This window comes from Paenibacillus senegalensis JC66, from assembly GCF_000285515.1.
GTDB classification, from domain to species: Bacteria; Bacillota; Bacilli; order Paenibacillales; family NBRC-103111; genus Paenibacillus_L; species Paenibacillus_L senegalensis.
The window spans coordinates 507,958-527,055 of record NZ_HE610958.1 but is presented as its reverse complement, the minus strand read 5'-3'; the positions used below and the strand labels follow the sequence as shown (position 1 = coordinate 527,055).

At 49.5% G+C, this 19,098-nt stretch carries 14 protein-coding genes and 1 riboswitch; of the genes, 11 read left to right on the top strand and 3 right to left on the bottom strand.

Annotated elements, in window-relative coordinates; all coding sequences use genetic code 11:
• Positions 1-143 precede the first annotated feature (143 nt).
• Together PSHG_RS10810 and PSHG_RS27290 are read right to left on the bottom strand one after the other, a co-directional pair.
• Complete coding sequence (locus PSHG_RS10810; protein ID WP_010272684.1) at positions 144-1,475, bottom strand: glutamate-1-semialdehyde 2,1-aminomutase; 1,332 nt, start codon at positions 1,473-1,475, stop codon at positions 144-146.
• Between the two features lie 51 nt (positions 1,476-1,526).
• Positions 1,527-2,564, bottom strand: a complete 1,038-nt coding sequence (locus PSHG_RS27290) for an LCP family protein (protein ID WP_010272683.1) — start codon at positions 2,562-2,564, stop codon at positions 1,527-1,529.
• 420 nt (positions 2,565-2,984) lie between these two features.
• Here PSHG_RS27290 and bcp point away from each other — a divergent pair, with 420 nt between their 5' ends.
• From bcp to PSHG_RS31460, 8 genes are all read left to right on the top strand, one after another.
• Complete coding sequence (bcp, locus tag PSHG_RS10800; protein WP_010272681.1) at positions 2,985-3,458, top strand: thioredoxin-dependent thiol peroxidase; 474 nt, start codon at positions 2,985-2,987, stop codon at positions 3,456-3,458.
• 16 nt (positions 3,459-3,474) lie between these two features.
• Positions 3,475-4,209, top strand: a complete 735-nt coding sequence (locus PSHG_RS10795; RefSeq protein ID WP_010272680.1) for an esterase/lipase family protein — start codon at positions 3,475-3,477, stop codon at positions 4,207-4,209.
• A gap of 309 nt (positions 4,210-4,518) precedes the next feature.
• Entirely contained in the window at positions 4,519-5,988 is a 1,470-nt protein-coding gene (locus PSHG_RS29325; protein ID WP_081505109.1) for a polysaccharide deacetylase, read from the top strand.
• Positions 5,989-6,165: 177 nt separating this feature from the next.
• Positions 6,166-7,164, top strand: coding sequence for an AAA family ATPase (locus PSHG_RS10785; protein WP_010272678.1), 999 nt, complete (start codon positions 6,166-6,168; stop codon positions 7,162-7,164).
• Between the two features lie 14 nt (positions 7,165-7,178).
• Positions 7,179-8,438 (top strand): DUF58 domain-containing protein, encoded by a 1,260-nt coding sequence (locus PSHG_RS10780; protein WP_157213446.1) that lies wholly within the window; start codon positions 7,179-7,181, stop codon positions 8,436-8,438.
• Positions 8,326-10,905, top strand: coding sequence for a transglutaminase-like domain-containing protein (locus PSHG_RS10775; RefSeq protein ID WP_010272676.1), 2,580 nt, complete (start codon positions 8,326-8,328; stop codon positions 10,903-10,905). The genes PSHG_RS10780 and PSHG_RS10775 overlap by 113 nt, the downstream gene beginning before the upstream one ends.
• Before the next feature lie 303 nt (positions 10,906-11,208).
• On the top strand, positions 11,209-12,747 hold the full coding sequence (gene guaA, locus PSHG_RS10770) for a glutamine-hydrolyzing GMP synthase (RefSeq protein WP_010272675.1): 1,539 nt from the start codon (positions 11,209-11,211) through the stop codon (positions 12,745-12,747).
• A 144-nt stretch (positions 12,748-12,891) separates the two neighbouring features.
• Complete coding sequence (locus PSHG_RS31460; protein ID WP_010272674.1) at positions 12,892-13,347, top strand: hypothetical protein; 456 nt, start codon at positions 12,892-12,894, stop codon at positions 13,345-13,347.
• A 98-nt stretch (positions 13,348-13,445) separates the two neighbouring features.
• Here the strand turns inward: PSHG_RS31460 and PSHG_RS27280 are convergent, their stop codons facing one another.
• Positions 13,446-13,853, bottom strand: a complete 408-nt coding sequence (locus PSHG_RS27280) for a polysaccharide deacetylase family protein (protein WP_010272672.1) — start codon at positions 13,851-13,853, stop codon at positions 13,446-13,448.
• Between the two features lie 103 nt (positions 13,854-13,956).
• On the opposite strand from PSHG_RS27280, the gene PSHG_RS10755 reads away from it, so the two are divergent.
• From PSHG_RS10755 to PSHG_RS10745, 3 genes are all read left to right on the top strand, one after another.
• A complete protein-coding gene (locus PSHG_RS10755) occupies positions 13,957-14,421 on the top strand; it encodes a DUF5946 family protein (protein ID WP_010272670.1) in 465 nt (154 codons plus the stop codon).
• A 514-nt stretch (positions 14,422-14,935) separates the two neighbouring features.
• Positions 14,936-16,948, top strand: coding sequence for a peptidoglycan D,D-transpeptidase FtsI family protein (locus PSHG_RS10750; protein ID WP_010272668.1), 2,013 nt, complete (start codon positions 14,936-14,938; stop codon positions 16,946-16,948).
• Between the two features lie 153 nt (positions 16,949-17,101).
• Positions 17,102-17,202, top strand: a riboswitch (purine riboswitch).
• A gap of 115 nt (positions 17,203-17,317) precedes the next feature.
• Positions 17,318-18,706: an NCS2 family permease gene (locus PSHG_RS10745; RefSeq protein WP_010272666.1), complete on the top strand. Its 1,389-nt coding sequence runs from the start codon at positions 17,318-17,320 to the stop codon at positions 18,704-18,706.
• The last annotated feature ends 392 nt before the right edge of the window (positions 18,707-19,098 follow it).

The window sequence follows — 19,098 nt, the reverse complement described above, 5'->3', positions numbered from 1 at the left end:
CGGGTGAGTGTTTCAGCCCCAGCGATGCATTTCTTACCCCCTAATGAGATGAAAAAAAGAGGTGTGAAGGAGCTCATCCCACCGCTTTAGGGCAGCAGGATGAGACTTTTAATTGTAATGGTTTTGTAAAGGAATGTTCGGGTTTAGCCCATTTTTTGAAATGCGGACTCGACAGCTTGCAGTGTAAAATCAATGTCTTCCTCCGTATGGCGGGTAGTTAAAAACCAGGCTTCATATTTAGATGGAGCGAGGCATATACCCTGGTCGAGCATAAGCTTGAAGAATCGGGCAAATTGTTCGCCGCTGGCAGCCTGCGCTTCCGCGTAGTTGGTGACGGGATGTGCGCAGAAGTGGGTGGAGAAAGCTCCTCCTATCCGGTTAACCGTCAAGGGGATTTCCGCTTCAGCGGCAAGCCTCGCTATTCCATCGGCAAGCCGTGACGCCAGCCTTTCCATTCGCTCATAGCCATTCGGATCGCTTAATGCTTCAAGGCAGGCAAGTCCTGCCGCCATAGAAGCCGGGTTGCCGGCCATCGTTCCGGCCTGATAAGCGGGGCCAAGCGGGGAAACCTGGTCCATCACATGCTGCTTGCCTCCATAAGCGCCTATGGGGAGCCCTCCGCCGATAATTTTTCCTAGCGCTGTCAAATCAGGCTCAATTGCTTCATAGGAGGAGCTGCCGGACTCACTGGGCCCAAGGATGCCCGGATAAGTCTGAGCCGCCCCGTAATGGAAGCGGAAGGCGGTGATCACCTCATCGTAAATCAGCAGCGCTCCGTATCGATGGGTCAGCTCGCGCAAGCCCTCAAGAAAGCCGGGCTTCGGCATGACCATCCCGAAATTGCCGACAATTGGCTCTACCATAACGGCCGCAGTCTCGTCTCCCCAATGGCGCAAAGCCTCTTCGAGAGCGCTCAGATCATTAAAGGGAACGGTCACGACCTCCTGAGCTATGGAAGCTGGAACCCCGGCACTATCCGGACTGCCGAGTGTGGAGGGACCCGATCCGGCAGCGACGAGCACCAAATCGGAATGACCGTGATAACAGCCGGCGAATTTAATAATTTTGGAGCGACCGGTATAGGCTCTGGCTACACGAATTGTACTCATCACTGCCTCGGTGCCGGAATTGACGAAGCGCACTTTATCGAGGGAGGGAATCGCTGCCTTCAGTTTTTTGGCGAATTCATTCTCCAGAGCGGTCGGCGTACCGTAAAGCACACCATTCCTGGCAGCCTGGCAAATCGCTTCAGTTACATGGGGATGGGCATGGCCGAGTATAATCGGACCGTAAGCGGCCAAATAATCTATGTACCGGTTGCCGTCCTCATCCCAGAAATAGGCGCCGTCGGCACGCTTCATAAATACCGGCGCTCCTCCGCCGACGGCTTTAAAAGAACGGGAGGGGCTGTTAACCCCTCCGACAATGTGCTGCAATGCCTCCTCATATAAGGCGGCAGATTGTTTTTTTTCCATAGTATAGAAACTCCTTTATAACAAACTGCGACCAGCTGTTTCCTCTGTCCGTTAACGCGCCGATGGCTGGTTATTAGGATTTGGCGTTGAAGAGCTGGAACCCGGAATACTGTTGGGCTCCGGTTCGGTATCTTCTTCTGGCTCTTGTTCATGCTGGATAAATAATTCTTCTATATATTGATGAAGGTCATCTTCGTCTGCCAGAATAACCTGCGCTCCATTTATTGTCGTTTCTCTGAGCAGGGACATCGGCGGAATTTGCTCGGTGACCATGTCACTCGTTTTGGCTTCAAAGCCAAGCGCGGCCAGCTTTATCAAATTATTTCTGGAAATATTCGTTTCAATATAAGGCTCTACGCTTTGTAAAATAGAAGGCAGGCGGATGAGCGATGTAGTCTTTTGCATCTTCTGCGCCAATGCATTGAGCAAATTGCGCTGGCGTTCTGTCCGGGTGTAGTCGCCTAATTTATCGTGCCTGAAGCGGACATATTGCAGTGCTTTTTCCCCATCAAGTACCTGGAGCCCTTCTTTTAAATTAATTTCGTAATCATCGTAGCTGTCGTAATAATACATATCCTTTTCAACATCGATTTCAACGCCATTGACTGAATCTACAAGAGCTTCAAATCCTCTAAAATCGGTGTAAATATAATATTGAATAGGTATGCCCATTAATTCGCTTACTGTTCGCATAGCCAAGTTGGGGCCGCCATATACGAGCGCCGCATTGATACGGTCTTTGCCGCGGTTGCCAATTTCAACATAAGTATCCCTTAATATAGAAAACAGATAGGTGTTCTTGCTGACGGGATCAATAGAGGCGACCATAATAGTATCAGCCCTGCCCGGAGCACCATCGTCGCGGGCGTCTGCGCCCAGCAGTAAAATGTTAACTCGTTCTGTTCCTTCCCATTTGGGTGGAGGAGGATTTTCAGTCGGATTCGCAGGGGAGAAAAATTTGTGATCATCCGGATCGTCCCCAACATAAATATCACCAGCGAATGTAAAAATGTGGTAACCGAAATAAAAAACTGTTCCCAAGATCAGAACGGTAAGGGTTAGCACAATCCACTTTATTTTTTTGCGCATGATTACTCCCTTCCGAGTGCGCTTTATGCACAGCGCGGTTTCGCAATTATCCAGTTTAAGATTAGTTAGTAGTATGAACTACTATGTTCCTGATACATCTGTTAGAATAGCAGGCGACAAATGTTGACATCAAGAAACAAAAATCTATCCTATATTATAGTTCTTTCGTCTGTCCGGTCGCAAGTAGAACGGTTTGCCAGATTAATAGAGAGGCTCTCCGCCATCCAGAACGCCCAGAAGGCGGCACTATTTTATTATTTGCTCACCACTTGTTAAAATTAATATTACTTAGCGGTTTAAGTCTTTATGTATGTTAACATTTACCGGCCAATTACCTGCAAACTGCCAAAATGCATTTCCTAAAATAAAGAATGGTTTTCAGAAAAAAGAGCATTATACGATATGTAGGGGGAAATTAGCATGACAACATTACAAATAGGCAAGCCTGTTCCTGATTTTACGCTGCCGGGCTCTAACGGAAGGGATGTTTCCCTGAAGGATTTCCGCGGCAAGCTGGTCATTCTTTATTTTTATCCTAAAAATATGACACCGACCTGCACCCAGCAAGCTTGCGATTTTCGCGATTATTCCGCCAAAATCCGTGAAGCTGGAGCTGAAATTATAGGAATTAGTCCTGATCCGGTAACTTCCCATGAAACCTTTATCGCCAAACACTCCCTTCCCTTTTTACTGCTTGCAGACGAGGATAAGGAAGTGTGCTCCCTATACGGAGTTTGGAAAATGAAGAAAATGTATGGACGGGAATATATGGGAGTGGAAAGATCCACATTTCTAATTGATCAAAACGGCAAGCTGCTAGAGGAATGGAGAAAGGTGCGGATCAAAGGACACTTGGACAAAATTTTGGAAAAAATTCAGCAAATCAAGACCTGAAGGGAGGATTGCCGACATGCAAGATGATGCGCCGAGCACCGGGAAGCTGTCCCCTAACCTGCCTAAAGTATCCGTTTATTTTGTTGCCGGGATCAGCACTTGGAAATCCGGTGATATGTTTGGTCCAGCCATGAAGCATATTAAGGAGCGTTATCGGAACAATGGCTGGAATTGTTCTCACACAGAGGCTCTTTATCCGTACGGGACGATGGATGATATCCCCAGGGAGCAGCTAAAACCGACTATTCGCAAACAGATGTGGCACGTGTTTCAGGATATGTACCAGCCTGCCGAGCGCTCTCCCAGAGCGGCATATCTGAGCCGCATTATACGCAAGCACTATGGCAGCAGCGGAGAGGGTGAAATCCTGCTGATAGGACATAGCGGTGGCGGTATTGCAGCTTACTTGGCTGCGCGAATGCTTCGCAAACAGGGCTATCCTGTTCGCCATGTCGTTCAGGTCGGATCACCTGGCGGCTACATTCATGCGGAATGGCGGGATGATGTGTACTGCTTGAGAGAAAGCGGAGACGTTGTGACATGGTGGCGCCTGCCATTTATCGGATCGGCATCGAGAAGGGATGTTGTCCAAATAGAAGGGGGCCATCCATTATATTTCTGCGACCAAACTAAAGATAAAGACGGCTGTGACAACCTCACTAAAGTCATGGATAAAATATGGGGCCGCTTATACGAGAATGAAGAGGTTGCTCCGGTTGCAGCATGGGAGCCGGACATAAGTCAGGGATAACCCTGCGGCTCCTATTTAAAGGACGAACCGCTTGGTCGGAAAAGGGGATGACAGGCACCCGGCCTGTATTCTTACTATAACTTATCGGGAGACGACTCTTAAACAGGAGTCGTTTCTTTATTTTGACGGATTTTACCGGGTGTTAATTTAATTGATTTGCGGCAGATTCACAGCACCTGGGGCAGAGTCTGTACAGGATAGGGCGGTTCTAACATCTGGTTTTCTCTCATATATATTCTATTAACAGTATTTTTAAAAGGAATTAAAAGATTGACGCATGGATTAAACTAGATTCTCGGGAGGAAGATCATGATGAGGAAGCCGTGTCGCCCGCTCCGGTATATGGTCATGCTTGTCAGCTGCTTGTTTGTGCAGGCTTTGTTTACTACGATAGGCTGTGCCAATTCCTCGGTGCAATATGATGCTCTCCTGAAAAGCGAGTATGCGCAGCTGATTCGCAATGAGCGGGTAGACTATGCGGCTTTAGAAGCAGATTCGGAATCAGCCCGCGCAGCGACGGAACGAACGGTATATTTGACCTTTGATGACGGCCCAAGCATACATACGGAGAAGATATTGGACATTCTGGCTGACGAGCAGATTCCAGCTACGTTCTTTGTGCTCGGTGAAAGAGTGGAGCGCGCCCCCGATACGGTGAGCAGAATTATAGAAGAAGGTCATGCCCTAGGCAACCATAGCTATAACCATCGATATGAAGAGCTTTATTCCAGCTTCGGCGGATTCTGGGAACAGCTGCTTGAAACCGAGGCTCTTATTCATAGTCAAACTTTAACTTCCCCAACGCTGGTAAGGGCACCAGGGGGGACTTTTACGAATTTCGACGCTTTTTACTACCAACTGCTAAGCACTGCAGGATATACCGTGGTCGATTGGAATGTGGATAGCGGAGATTCTAAGCGAAAAGGAGTAACCGCGCAGGAAATTATAGACAATATCAAAAGAAGTGTCCTGCATGAGCGGGCTGTTGTTCTTCTGCATGACGGACCCGGACACAGCGCAACCGTAGAAGCGCTTCCCGAAATTATCGCCTATTATCGGGAGCAAGGTTATACGTTTGCTGCTTTAGATGATAGGCAGCCCAGGCCGGTTCAGTTCCGGATCGGTTCATCGAAATGGGAGCGGGAACCTCTTACCTTTGCGCAGTACAAACATTGGATGAAAACCATGACGGACCACCAGGCAGACAAGGGAGACAGGACAGCACAAGGCGGGCAAGCGGAAAGGGTGGAGCAAGGGCCTTATCGGACATCTTCCATATCTACTCATATTCCTTCCAAGGGTCCTGAGGAGCTTGCAGCTCTTGCTTCCAGCGAGGCTCAGACGGATGCGAACAAATCCTGGAAGGAGGACGCTCAGGCGTCTCCTGCTTTGCAAATAACCGTGAACGGGCTTAGCTTAAGCTTGGAAAGCGGCCAGTACCGCTTTCAGAGGGATCGTTTTGCTGTTCCTTTCTCATTTGTGTCGGAATATTTGAGTGGCCGCTTACCCGGCTATGGAGAGGGGGGGAATCTGCTGCTGCAGACATTTTCCCGCCAGGCTGTCTTTGAACCTGAAGCCAATCTGATTATTGTGGATGGGCTTAACGGATTTAAGCAGCATTATATAAGCGACGTGTTCATCGAGGATGGAGAAGTGTATGTAGGGCTGAGGATGGCAGCCGAATGGTTAGGCTATACGATCACAGGCTTTACTATCGGTGGGGAAAACCACCAAGTAATCCTGCAAAAAAATATCATCGCTCTTCCATTCGAGGTGTAGCGCTCTAGCAATTTGGAAATAATGGTAGGAAATAGAGCCTTGCCTTTTCCCGGGAACGATCATGCACCCAGGTGAAAAGCTGCTAGTTGAGGAGGTATTTCCGCCAAAGCCGGGTTGCGGCGCCTGTAAGCCTTCTCATTCTAGACAAACAGGTCTTTAAGTGAGGAGGGCGACAGGATGAGCTTGACAATTAGGCGTTCGATATTTACAGATCAGCCGGAAGAAATCCTGCAGCAAATGATAGAAAGTATGGAGCAGGCTGTCATAGGCAAAAGGGATGCCATAGAACTGCTGATGATTGCGGTGATTTGCGGAGGCCATGTGCTCATGGAGGATGTGCCTGGAGTCGGCAAGACTACACTGGTGCGGGCATTGGCAAAAACGATTGATTGCCGCTTTAAACGGCTGCAGTTTACTCCTGATCTATTGCCGGCAGATATTACGGGAGTATCCATTCTCAATCGGCAGACCAATGAATTTGAGTTTAGAGAGGGCCCTCTCTTTTCTAATATTGTCCTGGCTGATGAGCTCAACCGGGCTTCACCGAAAACCCAATCCGCTTTACTGGAAGCTATGGAAGAAAAGCATGTCTCCGTAGATGGAATTACGTTTCCGCTGCCGGTCCCGTTTCTCCTGCTCGCCACGCAAAATCCGATAGAGTACGAGGGTACCTACCCCCTGCCGGAAGCCCAGCTGGATCGTTTTTTAATACGTATTAGGCTCGGTTATCCAAGTGCTGCCCATGAAGCGGAGATGCTGGGGAGAAATCCCGATCGCCACCCGTTAGACAGGGTGAGACCGGTAATTGAACGGGAGCAGCTTAAGGAGCTTCAGCGCAGGGTGCGCAGTGTCCATGTCGATGAATCGGTTAAGCAGTACATTGTAGAGCTGGTCTCAGCCACCCGACACCACCAGTGGATTGCACTTGGGGCTAGCCCGCGGGCGTCTTTAGCGCTTATGCATGCTTCCCAGGCAAGAGCGCTTCTCATGGGGAGAGGCTATGTGCTGCCTGACGATGTTAAGCAAACATTATCTCCTGTTGTTGCTCATCGGCTGCGTCTTACAGCAGAGGCAAGAATAAACCGCCAGCACGCTGAAGGACTGTTAAACCAGATTGTCAATCAAGTACATATTCCAGGCCTGCCGCGTATCGGCAAAGGAACAGGACCGTCATGAGGTGGGCGAATGTAGTGCTGGTAGTCTTATGTCTAGGGTTCTGCCTTGTTCTGTTTGCAGTTGGCACAGAGTCCTCCGTTCTGTTCGTCGCCTGTGTGCTGGGGGGCTTGCTCTTCTATTCCGCCGTAACCCCGTGGCTAGGTATGGCGGGGACAAGCATGCGCAGAGTCGTTTCCAAGGAGTGTCTATCCCCCTGCGAGACGACAGAAGTGCAGGGAGAGTGGCGACGCCATTCACGCTGGCCGCTGCCATGGCTGGAACTAGTGGATTGCTGGGTTCATCAAGGCACAGGGGAGATGAGGCAGATCCGGCGCCTGCTTTTTCCCTGGTTTCGCTCTCGTGTGGTTTTCACCTATCCTTTGCAGGGACTGCCGCGCGGAATCTACCGTTTGGAAAAAATGGAGGCTGCCGCCGGGGACTGGTTTGGTTTGATGCAGCGGCGTCGCAGCTTCCGTGCGGAGCAGTGGCTAACTGTCTATCCCTCCCCCTTTGCCGCTCCGCATTCGCTGTATTCTAGCTCCGGCGAGAATGAGGCGTTAACGGTTAAAGGATACCGGTCGGAGGAAGACTGGACACCGCAGCTGCGCGGATATGTGGATGGTGATTCCTATAATCGCATTCATTGGAAGGCGACAGCCAAGAGCGGTGAATTAAAAGTCCGCGAATTGGCGGAGTCTCGGTCCGAAGTCTTAGAATTGTGCATCGACCCATCCAATGGGCTCGAAGGAGACAGCTTTGAATGGAGAGTGAGCTTGGCGGCGGGTATTAGTTTCCAGCAATGGCCCCGCTGCAGCCGAATCCGCATGGTTTGCGGACAAGCTTCACTCCAGCTTGAGCCTGCGGCAGCGGACTGGAGCCAGGCAGCGCGGTGGCTTGCGGCATTGCAGCCTAGTTATAGCGGCTGGGAGGATCAATGGCTCCAAAGCATATGCGCCAGCTCCCCGCCGGGTCATTTCATCTATATATGCTCGACTGTAGACGAACTGCTGGTCAGGAGGCTGAAGCTTGTTCGCCTGAATCGGGGGCGGACGGTCACCTTGATTTATGCGGAGGAGCCTGGGCGGACGCTGCTCAATATCCCTTGGCTGGACGGTCTTCAAGCAGCAGGTATTCGCGTCCTGCGTACGCAGAAGCAGCGGCATCGTGAGGAGGTGGGGACTTATGTTCCAAGAACTGGATCGACAACGGCAACCGATCGAACGACGGCCGATCCAACAACGGGCGATCCAACAACAGGCGATCGAACGACGACCGGAACAAGCTTCGGAGCCTGATGATTCTGCCCCCCCGCTTACTGGAGCGAAAAAATGGCTGCTTGATGCAATGGCGGCACTGCTGTTGTTTCTGCTGCTGAGAGAATGGCTTATTCCGTTAGGGGAGCTTCCCGCTTCCGTCAAGCTGTATCATGTTCCCTTGTTTATAGCGGCTATGGGTTCTTTTCTTGCGATTGACTTGGTGCGGCTGCCATCGGCTCTGGACATAGTTGTCAAGGGAGTATCCGTATTTATGTGGGTTGCGGTGTTCTATTATCCGCACCAATTTCCTCTGGATGGCTGGTGGGTGACGCTCGCCGATCTTTTTTTGGCAGATATAAACGCATTAAGGCAGGGAGCGCCGGAGCTGGTTAGCGGTGCTGCTAGAACGCTGTTGTTTTTGGCGGGGATGGCTATGCTGGTCTACGTGCTCCATAGTCTAGTTCTGTTAAGGAAATCGATGCTTTGGCTGACGCTGCTTACTGTTGTTTATTTACTGCTGCTGCATGCGGGTTATGGCTTGGACACAACGGCTTCCATGGCCAGAGGATTGGCCGCCGGACTGCTGCTTGCATCGTTGGCTTCTTTGGCGGGCAGGTTGGAGCAAATCCCGGTCGTGCACGGCCGCTGGCTGAGAGGCTGGCTCGCAGGAGCGGGCCTGGTCATAGCTTTATGCATGGGAGCGGGGTGGGGAGGGTACCAACTGGCACCTTCTGTAGCTGAGGCGATGAAGCTCCAAGACCAGAATTTAGCGTTAGCGGATCTTCTGCCGGAAGCGATGAAGCGCAAGCTGGATGCACCCATGCAGTCCGCAGAAGAGGTGAGAGTGACCGCCTATGCGGGGGCAAGGAGCGGCTATTCCAGCAATGATTCCAGTTTGGGGGGCCCGTTAATTCCCGACTCGGGTATTGTTTTTGCTGCTTGGACAGAAGAGGTTGTCTATTGGCGGGGGGAATCGCGAAACTATTATGATGGGCGCGGCTGGAGCCAGTCTCCGAATACTTTGGAACTGGCAAGTATTAACCGTGAATCTCTCTTGGAGAATGACGCAGCTTCTGTCCTCCTTCAATCCGAGCCGGAAGAGGGGCGGCGGGTGATTGTACAACAGGTGCTTCTGACCGAACGGGCTCCGGCTAACCGCTTGTTTGCAGGAGGGACGATACGTCAGGTGGAAGAGCTTGTTTTGAAAAACGGACAGCCCGCTGATCCGGCAAACCTGGACATTGATTTGTTCACCGGGGCGTCCGTCCTTACTTCCTCTACTCCGTTAAAGCAATATTCGGTGGAAGTGATGCTGCCAGAGCGGGAAGGCGAGCTGTTGATTTCGGGATATGAGCCTTACCCGGATACGGATTGGGAGGCCTATCTGCAGCTCCCCGCCTCACTCCCGGAGCGCGTTCGGCAGTTGGCAGCAGACCTGACGATCGACTATGATAACGACTATGATAAAGCGAAGGCGATTGAGCATTTCCTTCGCACCGGCTATAGCTACAGTCTGGACATGGCAGTAGTCCCGCCTGCGGGGGAGGATTTCGTCGACTACTTTCTTTTCGAGCATCCGCTGGGCTATTGTGATTATTTCTCGACCTCTATGGTTGTTTTACTGAGGTCGGCAGGTGTGCCGGCCCGCTGGGTGAAAGGCTTCGCCCCCGGAGAAATCCGCGCTGCGCAGCCTGCGGGAGTTGATGGCCTGGAATTGTCCTCCTTCTCGGGAGACGGCTATTTGGCAACAGTGCGCAATGCCGATGCCCATTCCTGGCCTGAGGTTTACCTGCAGGAGCATGGCTGGGTAGCGTTCGAGCCGACTCCGGGCTTTGCCGAGCTTTCTCGTGCGGAGAATCTGAACATGACCGCGGAAAATGACAATAAGTACGCTGCTGATGCTGAAATGCTTCCCGGTCAAAGCGAGCAGAAAGAGCCGCCTAACGGTGAGGCCGATGGTACTAGTGGCGGGGCCTCAGAGAATAGGGTCTTTGGGAGCGGGAAGCTCCATCAGTTCGGGTCCATGCTTGCCGGATTATTAATGGCTCCGGTTGAAGCTGTTCCTGGTTTTCTAAAAAGCCATATAGCCACAGCAGCCAAATGTTCGGCAGGAATCGCGATCGCTATATTGGCTGTATGGGGGTGGAAGCTGCTGCGAAGCAGACAGTCACAAACCTCTCCAGCTTATATAGAAAGCGGGAATCCGAACAGATCCCGTTCGGCTAGACGCGGGATGAAACGCTTGGATGAGCTTTGGCTTCGGCTCTATAAGAAAAGAGGGCCGCGCTTGGTTCATATGACCTTAAGGGAATACGTAAGCGCCCTTAGCTTGACGGAGGAGGAAACTAAGCGGATGGCGGAGCTGGCAAGCTGGGACGAACAGCAGCGCTACGGCCGTCGCCCGAGTCAATCGCTGCCGGACTCAACGATGTGGCGAACCTGGCTTGCGTTCATTAAAGGCTTGGCGAAACCGGAGAAAAGCCGAAGCCGGAAAGCAGGTAGCTGAGTAGGGGCAGTATGCCTGCGATCGGCGGTGCGCGTGCGATGGGCGGTGCGCGTGCGATCGGCGGTATGCGTGCGATGGACAGTAGGCGAGCAATGGGCAGAATACTTGTGATCGCAGTAGGCGGTCGGTCGGCAATGTGCCTGTGATGGGCAATACGCCTGAACAGTCCTGTTCCATTGGCAGGACTGTTTTGCTTTTCTTGACGCCTCTCTCGCCACTCCTATATAATAATCTTCATTAATGAAGAGCGGGATTGGCCTTCCATAACCGGGCCCGCTAATACGATAAAAAGGGCAGGTACCGATGAATAAACCAAACGAAATGATAGTCGTGCTTGATTTTGGCGGACAATACAATCAACTGATTGCCAGGAGAATCCGGGATCTGGGCGTGTATAGCGAGCTTCTTCCTTATAACACCCCGGTGGAAAAAATTAAAGAGCTGCAGCCGAAGGGAATTGTGTTTTCCGGGGGGCCGTCCAGTGTATACGAAGAAAACGCCCCTCATGTGGATCCGGCTATTTATGAGCTCGGGCTTCCGATGCTGGGAATTTGCTACGGAATGCAGCTGATGGCGCATCAGCTCGGCGGCAAGGTTCAACGGGCGGAAAAGCGTGAATATGGCAAGGCGGACGTTGAGTTCAGACAAGACAGCGCGCTGATGCTTGGTTTGGAGAAGAAGCAGACGGTCTGGATGAGCCACGGAGACATGGTTATCGAGCTGCCGGACAAGTTTATTATCGAGGCTTCTACGGAGCATGCCCCGGTAGCTGCGATGAGCTGTCCGGAAGCGAAGATGTACGCAGTACAGTTCCATCCTGAGGTACGCCACTCCATTTATGGAAACGAGATGATTCACAATTTCCTGTATAACGTGTGCCAGTGTGAAGGAAGCTGGAGCATGGAAACATTCATCGATGACGCGATTAACGATATCCGCAAACAGGTAGGAAACGGAAAAGTATTATGCGCTTTGAGCGGAGGGGTAGATTCTTCTGTAGTTGCCATGCTTATCCATAAGGCGATCGGCGATCAGTTAACTTGTATGTTCATCGATCACGGGTTGCTGCGCAAAGGAGAGGCTGAAAGCGTAATGGAGACCTTCGCCGGGAAGTTCGATATGAAGGTTGTGAAAATAGACGCTAAAGACCGTTTTCTCGGCAAGCTGGCTGGAGTGGAAGATCCTGAGCTGAAAAGAAAGCTGATCGGGAATGAATTCATTCGCGTGTTTGAAGAGGAATCGGCTAAATTCGATGATTTCGAATTTTTGGCCCAAGGCACCCTGTACACCGATATTGTAGAGAGCGGAACGGCAACCGCGCAAACGATCAAATCGCACCATAATGTGGGCGGATTGCCGGAGGACATGAAGTTTAAGCTGGTCGAGCCTTTGAAAGCTCTGTTCAAGGATGAAGTGCGCAAGGTTGGGGAAGAGTGCGGGCTGCCCCCAGTTATTGTATGGCGTCAGCCGTTCCCTGGTCCGGGGTTGGCGATCCGTGTCCTGGGTGAGGTAACCGAGGACAAGCTGCATATTGTGCGTGAATCGGATGCGATTCTTCATGAGGAGATCGCAAGAGCAGGTCTGGAAAGAGAAATCTGGCAGTACTTCACTGCCCTTCCTAACATGAAGAGCGTGGGCGTTATGGGAGATGCTCGGACCTATTCCTATACCGTTGGACTGCGGGCAGTTACCTCCATTGACGGCATGACCGCAGACTGGGCACGAATTCCTTTTGAAGTACTGGAAAGAATTTCGAACCGGATTGTCAATGAGGTTGATAATGTTAACCGGGTTGTGTATGACATTACTTCCAAGCCGCCAGCCACGATTGAGTGGGAGTAGCAAGATAATTAATGTAAAAGACTGAGTCTTTTGGGTCATAAAAGGGTATCACTGATAAAAGGTGATGCCCTTCTTATTTTTTTGAACCGAACGCCCATATAATGCGTATGTCATAATAAGAACTCATTGGACGGAGCTGATACAATGGAAGCACAGAGGGTGGATAGACTTCAGGCTATAATCGAAGAGCTTGCCAATACGAAAGGGGCTAAAAAGCTTGCGTTGGAGCAAACTGCGAGAATAATTCACAGACTGGATTCCTTTTCATCTGAGTGTAAGGAATGTAATCAGTTCTTTATCCAACTGGAGGAGCATATTGCACAACTTGCCGGCAGGGGAGATCAGCTTACCAAACATGACGTTAAGGAGCACACACAGCTAATAAACCACCTCACCTCCCATCTAAAGGAGCGGCATAATCTGGTGCCGAAGGGCTACTATATTGGCATGTATATGGCTTTTGGAGTTAGCTTTGGTTTACTATTTGGCATGCTCCTTTTTGATAACATTGCATTAGGATTACCGATTGGAATGGGTATAGGGTTAGCTATGGGCTCAGGAATGGATGAAAAAGTCAAGAAAGAAGGCAGAGTTTTATAAGCAAAGAAAGAGCCACCCGCAGGTGGCTCTAAATTTTTCTCCCGATTAAAACGCATGCCCCTCTATACATGAACTTCAAACGCGAACACCAACTTCCGTTACTTCACAAAAGGAACATTCAAAAGCTCGGGTACGGTAACAAACTGATAGCCTTGGCGCTGCAGCTCTGGAATAATTTGACGCAGGGCTTCGATAGTCGGCGTTCGGTTTCCATCCCGATCCGCACCATCATGCATGAGAATGATTCCTCCTGGCTGAACGGTCTCCAGCACTCTTGTGGTGATGATTTCAGGGGCTTCTTCCTGCCAATCCAGAGAATCGAAAGACCAGTCGATGACTAAGTATTGCATCTCCGCCAGCCTTCCAACCAATTCATTGTACAAAAAACCATACGGTGGTTTGAATAATTTGGTCCGGTAGCCGATAATGCCATTCAAAACATCTTCGGTCCGGGTGACTTCACTGTTACATAGCTCTGTATCATTAGGATGAGGATATATCCGCATGGGCCCGCTTATCTGATTAGTATTGACACTAACGCAGGGGGATAGGGTATTCTGTTGGGACATATCTGCAGCTTTCATTTTTTGCACGACGGAGGTAAATCAAATGGTAGACAATAGTACGGTAATGGAGTCTGGAAGGTGCACGGAGTGTGGCGCCAGGGGAGTCGATGGATTTTCCTGCTATGATTTGTTTGGATTTCCCCTTACTTGGGAACATAATAACCCGGAGTTGTACGCTCTTCATTTTTGGCTGGTCTCTTGTTATATGATCCAGCATCCTTCTAATTTTACACACGAAGGGTACCAGCTTTTGGTTCGTTTATTTACTGAAGCTTATGATAATGATTGGGACACACCTTATATACTCAAGAAAAATCGGGAGCTAGTATCGCATGTAGGCAAAATAGCTAATTCTACTCCGAATGAACTCCGCAAACGGAGTCTTAAACAGTGGTCGATGACTATTGAGGACATCTATTTGGGGGGCGAGGAACAGGCGATTTCCAACATATTAAAATGGAGAGAGCGGGTAAGAAGCGAAGTTACTCCAATTGATCATTCGGATTAATTTTGATTTGGAATAAGACTTTTGATTAGCGGCTGCGGTTTAAAAGCAGTAAGAGGTTTGTGTGAAGAATCGTACCGCGAAGTCCTCAAGTGGGAAACACTTCAGCATGAGGGAAAGTCGCCGACCTGATAGGGGTGACAGCGGGATAGCGCTAACGCCTGCCCTGGTTCTTATTTGGTCCAAAAAAGACGCTCTGAAAATGTAACGCTTATCAAGGATCTTATTCCGATATAATTCCCAGAAATAAGGAAATTATATCGGAATAAGGCGGCTCACAAGCGTTAGCGTGCCAGTACTCCCACGCGGAAGTCAGCCCGGAGTGGAAATCGAAGTAACCAGCTCTATGCTCTTTTTAACCAGCTGACAATCGGACAATAGGGAAGTCCAACTGGTATTTTTCTGATTTCATTCATTACATTTCCGTTACAGATCGTCAATTTCCTGGTAGATTTCCCGGCACTTTGGTTAAAATGAACAAAGAAGGAATGTCCAGGGAAAGGAAAATTCGCTTGTCATGAACTCAGAATTTGATGAATTAACGAACTATGAGCAGCAAGAAGAGAATCGCAAGAAGAAGCTTTCGCTCCGATTAAACGTTTACTTTTTCGCTACCTTTTTATTGTTTTCCGTGCTTGTGGTACGTTTAGCTATCCTGCAGTTTGTCGAAGGGCCGGACTTGGCAATAGTAGAAAAAAACAGTCTGAACCGGGACATCACTATTTCACCTATTCGCGGCAATATATATGATCGCGAGCAGTCTCCCATTGCTTCCACGACCTCGACACAATCGGTTTCTTATCGGTTGGAGCCTGGGCATAAGCAGGAGGATACGATTGCGCTCGCTTACCGCCTGGAGACTATTTTTGCCGAGCTGGGAGACCCTAGGCAGCCGCCGTTGAATGCTGAGGAAATTTTGCTGAGGATGGATGTCGGGTATGATATCCATGGTGAGGAGACGAAAGCGCCGGCATATTTATATTGGCCGAGACGCATCAAATCTAATCTGACCAAAGAGGAAATCGCCTATCTCAGCGAGCATCGGGACGAGCTTCCCGGTTTGGAGGTGGCAGAAGAAAGCACACGCGTGTACGATGAACGGAGAATTGCCGTGCAGCTGGTCGGTTACCTGCGTCCGTATTCTACAGCGATGAACATGGAAGCCTCCTATCTGAATAAATACAAGGAAGAGCAGTCCGACTATTTAAATGATGAATACGTAGGATTGGACGGGCTGGAGTTTCTCTATCAGGATGAATTGCGGGGAAAGAATGGGAGTAAAACCTATCCGGTCAACGGAACCAGTCAGATTGTCGGTGAAGTTCAAATTACCCCCCCGGTAAAAGGCAACAATCTATATCTCTCTCTGCATAATGAAGTTCAGCTTGCAGCACAAAGGGCGATTACAGAGCATATTAAGATGCTCAATACGAATCCGCTGAACCGTACTTATGCGCGCGGAAGCAATGCCCGTTCCGGGTATGCCGTTGCCATGGAGGTGAATACGGGCAAAGTGGTCGCCATGGCCAGCATGCCTGACTATGACCCGAATGTCTGGATGGGGACGATCTTAGAGAATAAGCTGAAGGAAATTCAGTACCAGTATACGAATGGAACGATCAGGGAAAGATATGCGGACGTACCTGAGGACCAGATTGGCCGTCATCCGACTTCCTTGGTTCCTTTAGGTTCAACAATAAAGCCGCTAACCGTCCTCGTAGGCCTTAACGAGCAATTGATCACTCCTACTACGCGTTATTATGATGAGGGAATTTATTATTACGGGCGAGATAACAACGCCCGGGTTCCTAATTCAGATCGCAAAGCTTTTGGATGGATAACCCCGGCTAGAGCGATTGAAGTATCCTCTAACACTTTTATGGCGGAAATGGTGGGAAATCAACTCTATACCAAGGTGCCCAATCCGCTGGATGTATGGCATTCTTATATGGTCAGATTTGGACTGGGTGTAAGTACGGAAAGCGGCCTGCCCGGTGAATTATCCGGTGATTATTTTTACTACGATACCGCTGAGCGGCTGCAAGCACAATTCCCGTTAATTAATGGCTCTTTTGGCCAGGAGGCTCGCTATACCACCTTACAGCTTGCGCAATATGCCGCCATGCTTGCTAATGAAGGCAAACGGTATAAACCGCTCTTCGTCGACCGGATTACCACTTACGAGGGCGAGCTGATCAAAGAAATTGAGCCGGAGCTGTTGAATGAGGAGACATTCCCGGATGCTTACTGGAAAGTTCTGAGAGATGGGATGAAAAGTCAGGTGGGCGGTTTCGAGGGTGTTACTTATTCGTTTAACCGGAAGACAGGCACATCCGAGTCACAGGTGGCAGGAAAGACCGTGGAAAATGCTATTTTTATAGGATATGCGCCAGCAGAAAATCCTCAGTTGGCTGTAGCTGTTGTAGTTCCAGAGGGAGGGTTTGGCGCCTATGGAGCAGCTCCGATTGCCCGTCATATTTTCGATGCCTACGATCAGTATATTGGCTTTGGCAGCGAAAGCACACCTTAAGAAAGCATACCTTGAACAAGTTGACGCGATAGTTTTTTAAACGAGGATACCCTGTTCTTTATGGAAAAATCTGTAGCTATCCGAACGTAAACGAACACTCTGAAAAAAATGTTCGTGTTTACAGTTGACAGAACGGAAACGTCCTCCTAAAATGAGGGGGAGAATAACAGTTTTCGTATAATCCCGGGAATTGGCTCGGGAGTTTCTACGAGGTCACCGTAAATGATCTGGCTACGAAAAAAGATTGGTATTGTAAAGGTAGACAAGCAGCTCTGCCTTCGCTTTGCCCGTCTTCTTTTGAAAAGCTTGAGGTCGCGATGCCTTAAGCTTTTTTGTTGTTCTAACCACATTTTGGGAGGAGTAGCATGCATGGATCGTTTTTTTAAACTCAAACAAAACGGGACAAACGTAAGAACGGAAATTTTGGCGGGAATTACGACCTTTATGACCATGGCGTACATTCTGGCCGTTAACCCAGACGTGCTGACCGCGTTCGGGAAAACCGGGATGGAATGGTATCCGGTATTTCTTGCAACAGCGCTTGCCGCAGGTATTTTTACCATTGCAATGGGGTTCTTCGTTAACTTCCCGGTGGCATTAGCGCCAGGGATGGGGCTCAATGCTTATTTCGCCACTGTTATCATTTCATCGAATGGAACGATTACCTGGCAAATGGCTTTGACAGCCGTCTTTATTTCAGGGATTATTTTTATTTTGCTCACGATTACCAGAGTCCGTCAGATGCTGCTGGTGGCTGTGCCTGACAGTTTAAAACACGCCATTACAGTCGGGATAGGGCTGTTTATTACGATAGTCGGATTGAAGAACAGCGGTTTGATGTCCATTGCTGTTGAAACAGTAGGGGACGTGCCTGCAGGTACGTTTACTCCTCTCCTCAGCTTTGAATCCGTCATTCAGATGGGAAGTTTGCACAATCCTGATGTTCAACTGGTGCTGGTTGGTCTCTTCCTGATCTCCCTGCTTATGGTGATGAAGGTCAAGGGCTCCATTTTATACGGGATCCTGGGAACGACTTTAGTCGCTATCCTGATGGGTCATGTGGATCTGACGAATATCAGCAGCAGTCAAACTCCCTGGATTCCTGATTTTACTGCTTTGGAGTTTGGAGCCTTTGACTTTGCGGGGATTTTGAATGTAGGTATCGTATCCGTTATTTTGACCTTTACGTTCGTGGAAATGTTTGATACGTTCGGTACGCTGGTAGGTACGGCAAACCGGGCGGGCTTGATGAAGGATAAAGAGCAGGGACGTAAGCGCGTAGGGAAAGCAATGCTGGTTGATGCTTTTGCAGTAAGCGGCGGAGCGATGCTTGGAACAAGTACGACAACCGCATTTGTTGAGAGCTCTTCGGGGATTGCCATGGGAGGACGTACCGGACTGACAGCTATCGCCACCGGCGTGTGCTTCTTGCTCGCCTTGTTCCTGGCCCCGGTTATCGCACTAATCCCGGGATCGGCAACAGCTGCGGCATTAATTATTGTTGGTCTGCTGATGATCCAGTCGATCAGGGAAATTGACTTCCATGACATGGTCGTTGCCATTCCGGCATTCTTGACAATTGTTTTGATGCCCCTGACCTACAGTATCGCCAATGGTATTTCTTTTGGTATCGTAGCCTTTGTCTTGCTTGCTCTAGTGGCTCAATTGATGGGGAACAAGGAGCATAAGATTCATTGGCTGATGTGGATTTTAGCAGTGCTGATCATCCTTCGTTATGCTTTGCTGGGCGGAGAATAACGGTTTCTGTGTGTGAAAAGGACTCTTTTAGGAGAATTGTTTCTTCGATAAAGAGTCCTTTTATTCTAAATGAGATAATTGACTGAAAAATTGGAATAGATGAAAATTAAAGTCCCCGTTGCAAAGATAAGAAGATCGTGCTACTATATAAAAGTCGCTTTTGAGCTGACAAGCTTTGACACACAGCGACAGCAAATGCAACAGCCCTTTGAAAACTGAACAATGAGTGAGTAATAAAGCCAGTGCAGCGGTCTAAGGACCGTGTGCGAAACGTTGATTGATATGAGCTAATCGCTCTTACGGATATATTGCTTTCAGTGCAGGACATCCTGTGCTGGGGGCACCCCGAAAGTACTTGAATAAGCTTCGCAGCTGTTCTTCACTTTGGGGGG

Bases quoted from the DNA above. Each gene is read 5' to 3' on its own strand.
- PSHG_RS29325 (WP_081505109.1), top strand. From the start codon at position 4,519: ATGATGAGGAAGCCGTGTCGCCCGCTCCGGTATATGGTCATGCTTGTC.
- guaA (WP_010272675.1), top strand. From the start codon at position 11,209: ATGAATAAACCAAACGAAATGATAGTCGTGCTTGATTTTGGCGGACAA.
- PSHG_RS10775 (WP_010272676.1), top strand. From the start codon at position 8,326: ATGTTCCAAGAACTGGATCGACAACGGCAACCGATCGAACGACGGCCG.
- PSHG_RS10745 (WP_010272666.1), top strand. From the start codon at position 17,318: ATGGATCGTTTTTTTAAACTCAAACAAAACGGGACAAACGTAAGAACG.
- bcp (WP_010272681.1), top strand. From the start codon at position 2,985: ATGACAACATTACAAATAGGCAAGCCTGTTCCTGATTTTACGCTGCCG.
- PSHG_RS10785 (WP_010272678.1), top strand. From the start codon at position 6,166: ATGAGCTTGACAATTAGGCGTTCGATATTTACAGATCAGCCGGAAGAA.
- PSHG_RS27290 (WP_010272683.1), bottom strand. From the start codon at position 2,564: ATGCGCAAAAAAATAAAGTGGATTGTGCTAACCCTTACCGTTCTGATC.
- PSHG_RS10750 (WP_010272668.1), top strand. From the start codon at position 14,936: ATGAACTCAGAATTTGATGAATTAACGAACTATGAGCAGCAAGAAGAG.
- PSHG_RS10795 (WP_010272680.1), top strand. From the start codon at position 3,475: ATGCAAGATGATGCGCCGAGCACCGGGAAGCTGTCCCCTAACCTGCCT.
- PSHG_RS27280 (WP_010272672.1), bottom strand. From the start codon at position 13,853: ATGCGGATATATCCTCATCCTAATGATACAGAGCTATGTAACAGTGAA.
- PSHG_RS10810 (WP_010272684.1), bottom strand. From the start codon at position 1,475: ATGGAAAAAAAACAATCTGCCGCCTTATATGAGGAGGCATTGCAGCAC.
- PSHG_RS31460 (WP_010272674.1), top strand. From the start codon at position 12,892: ATGGAAGCACAGAGGGTGGATAGACTTCAGGCTATAATCGAAGAGCTT.
- PSHG_RS10755 (WP_010272670.1), top strand. From the start codon at position 13,957: ATGGTAGACAATAGTACGGTAATGGAGTCTGGAAGGTGCACGGAGTGT.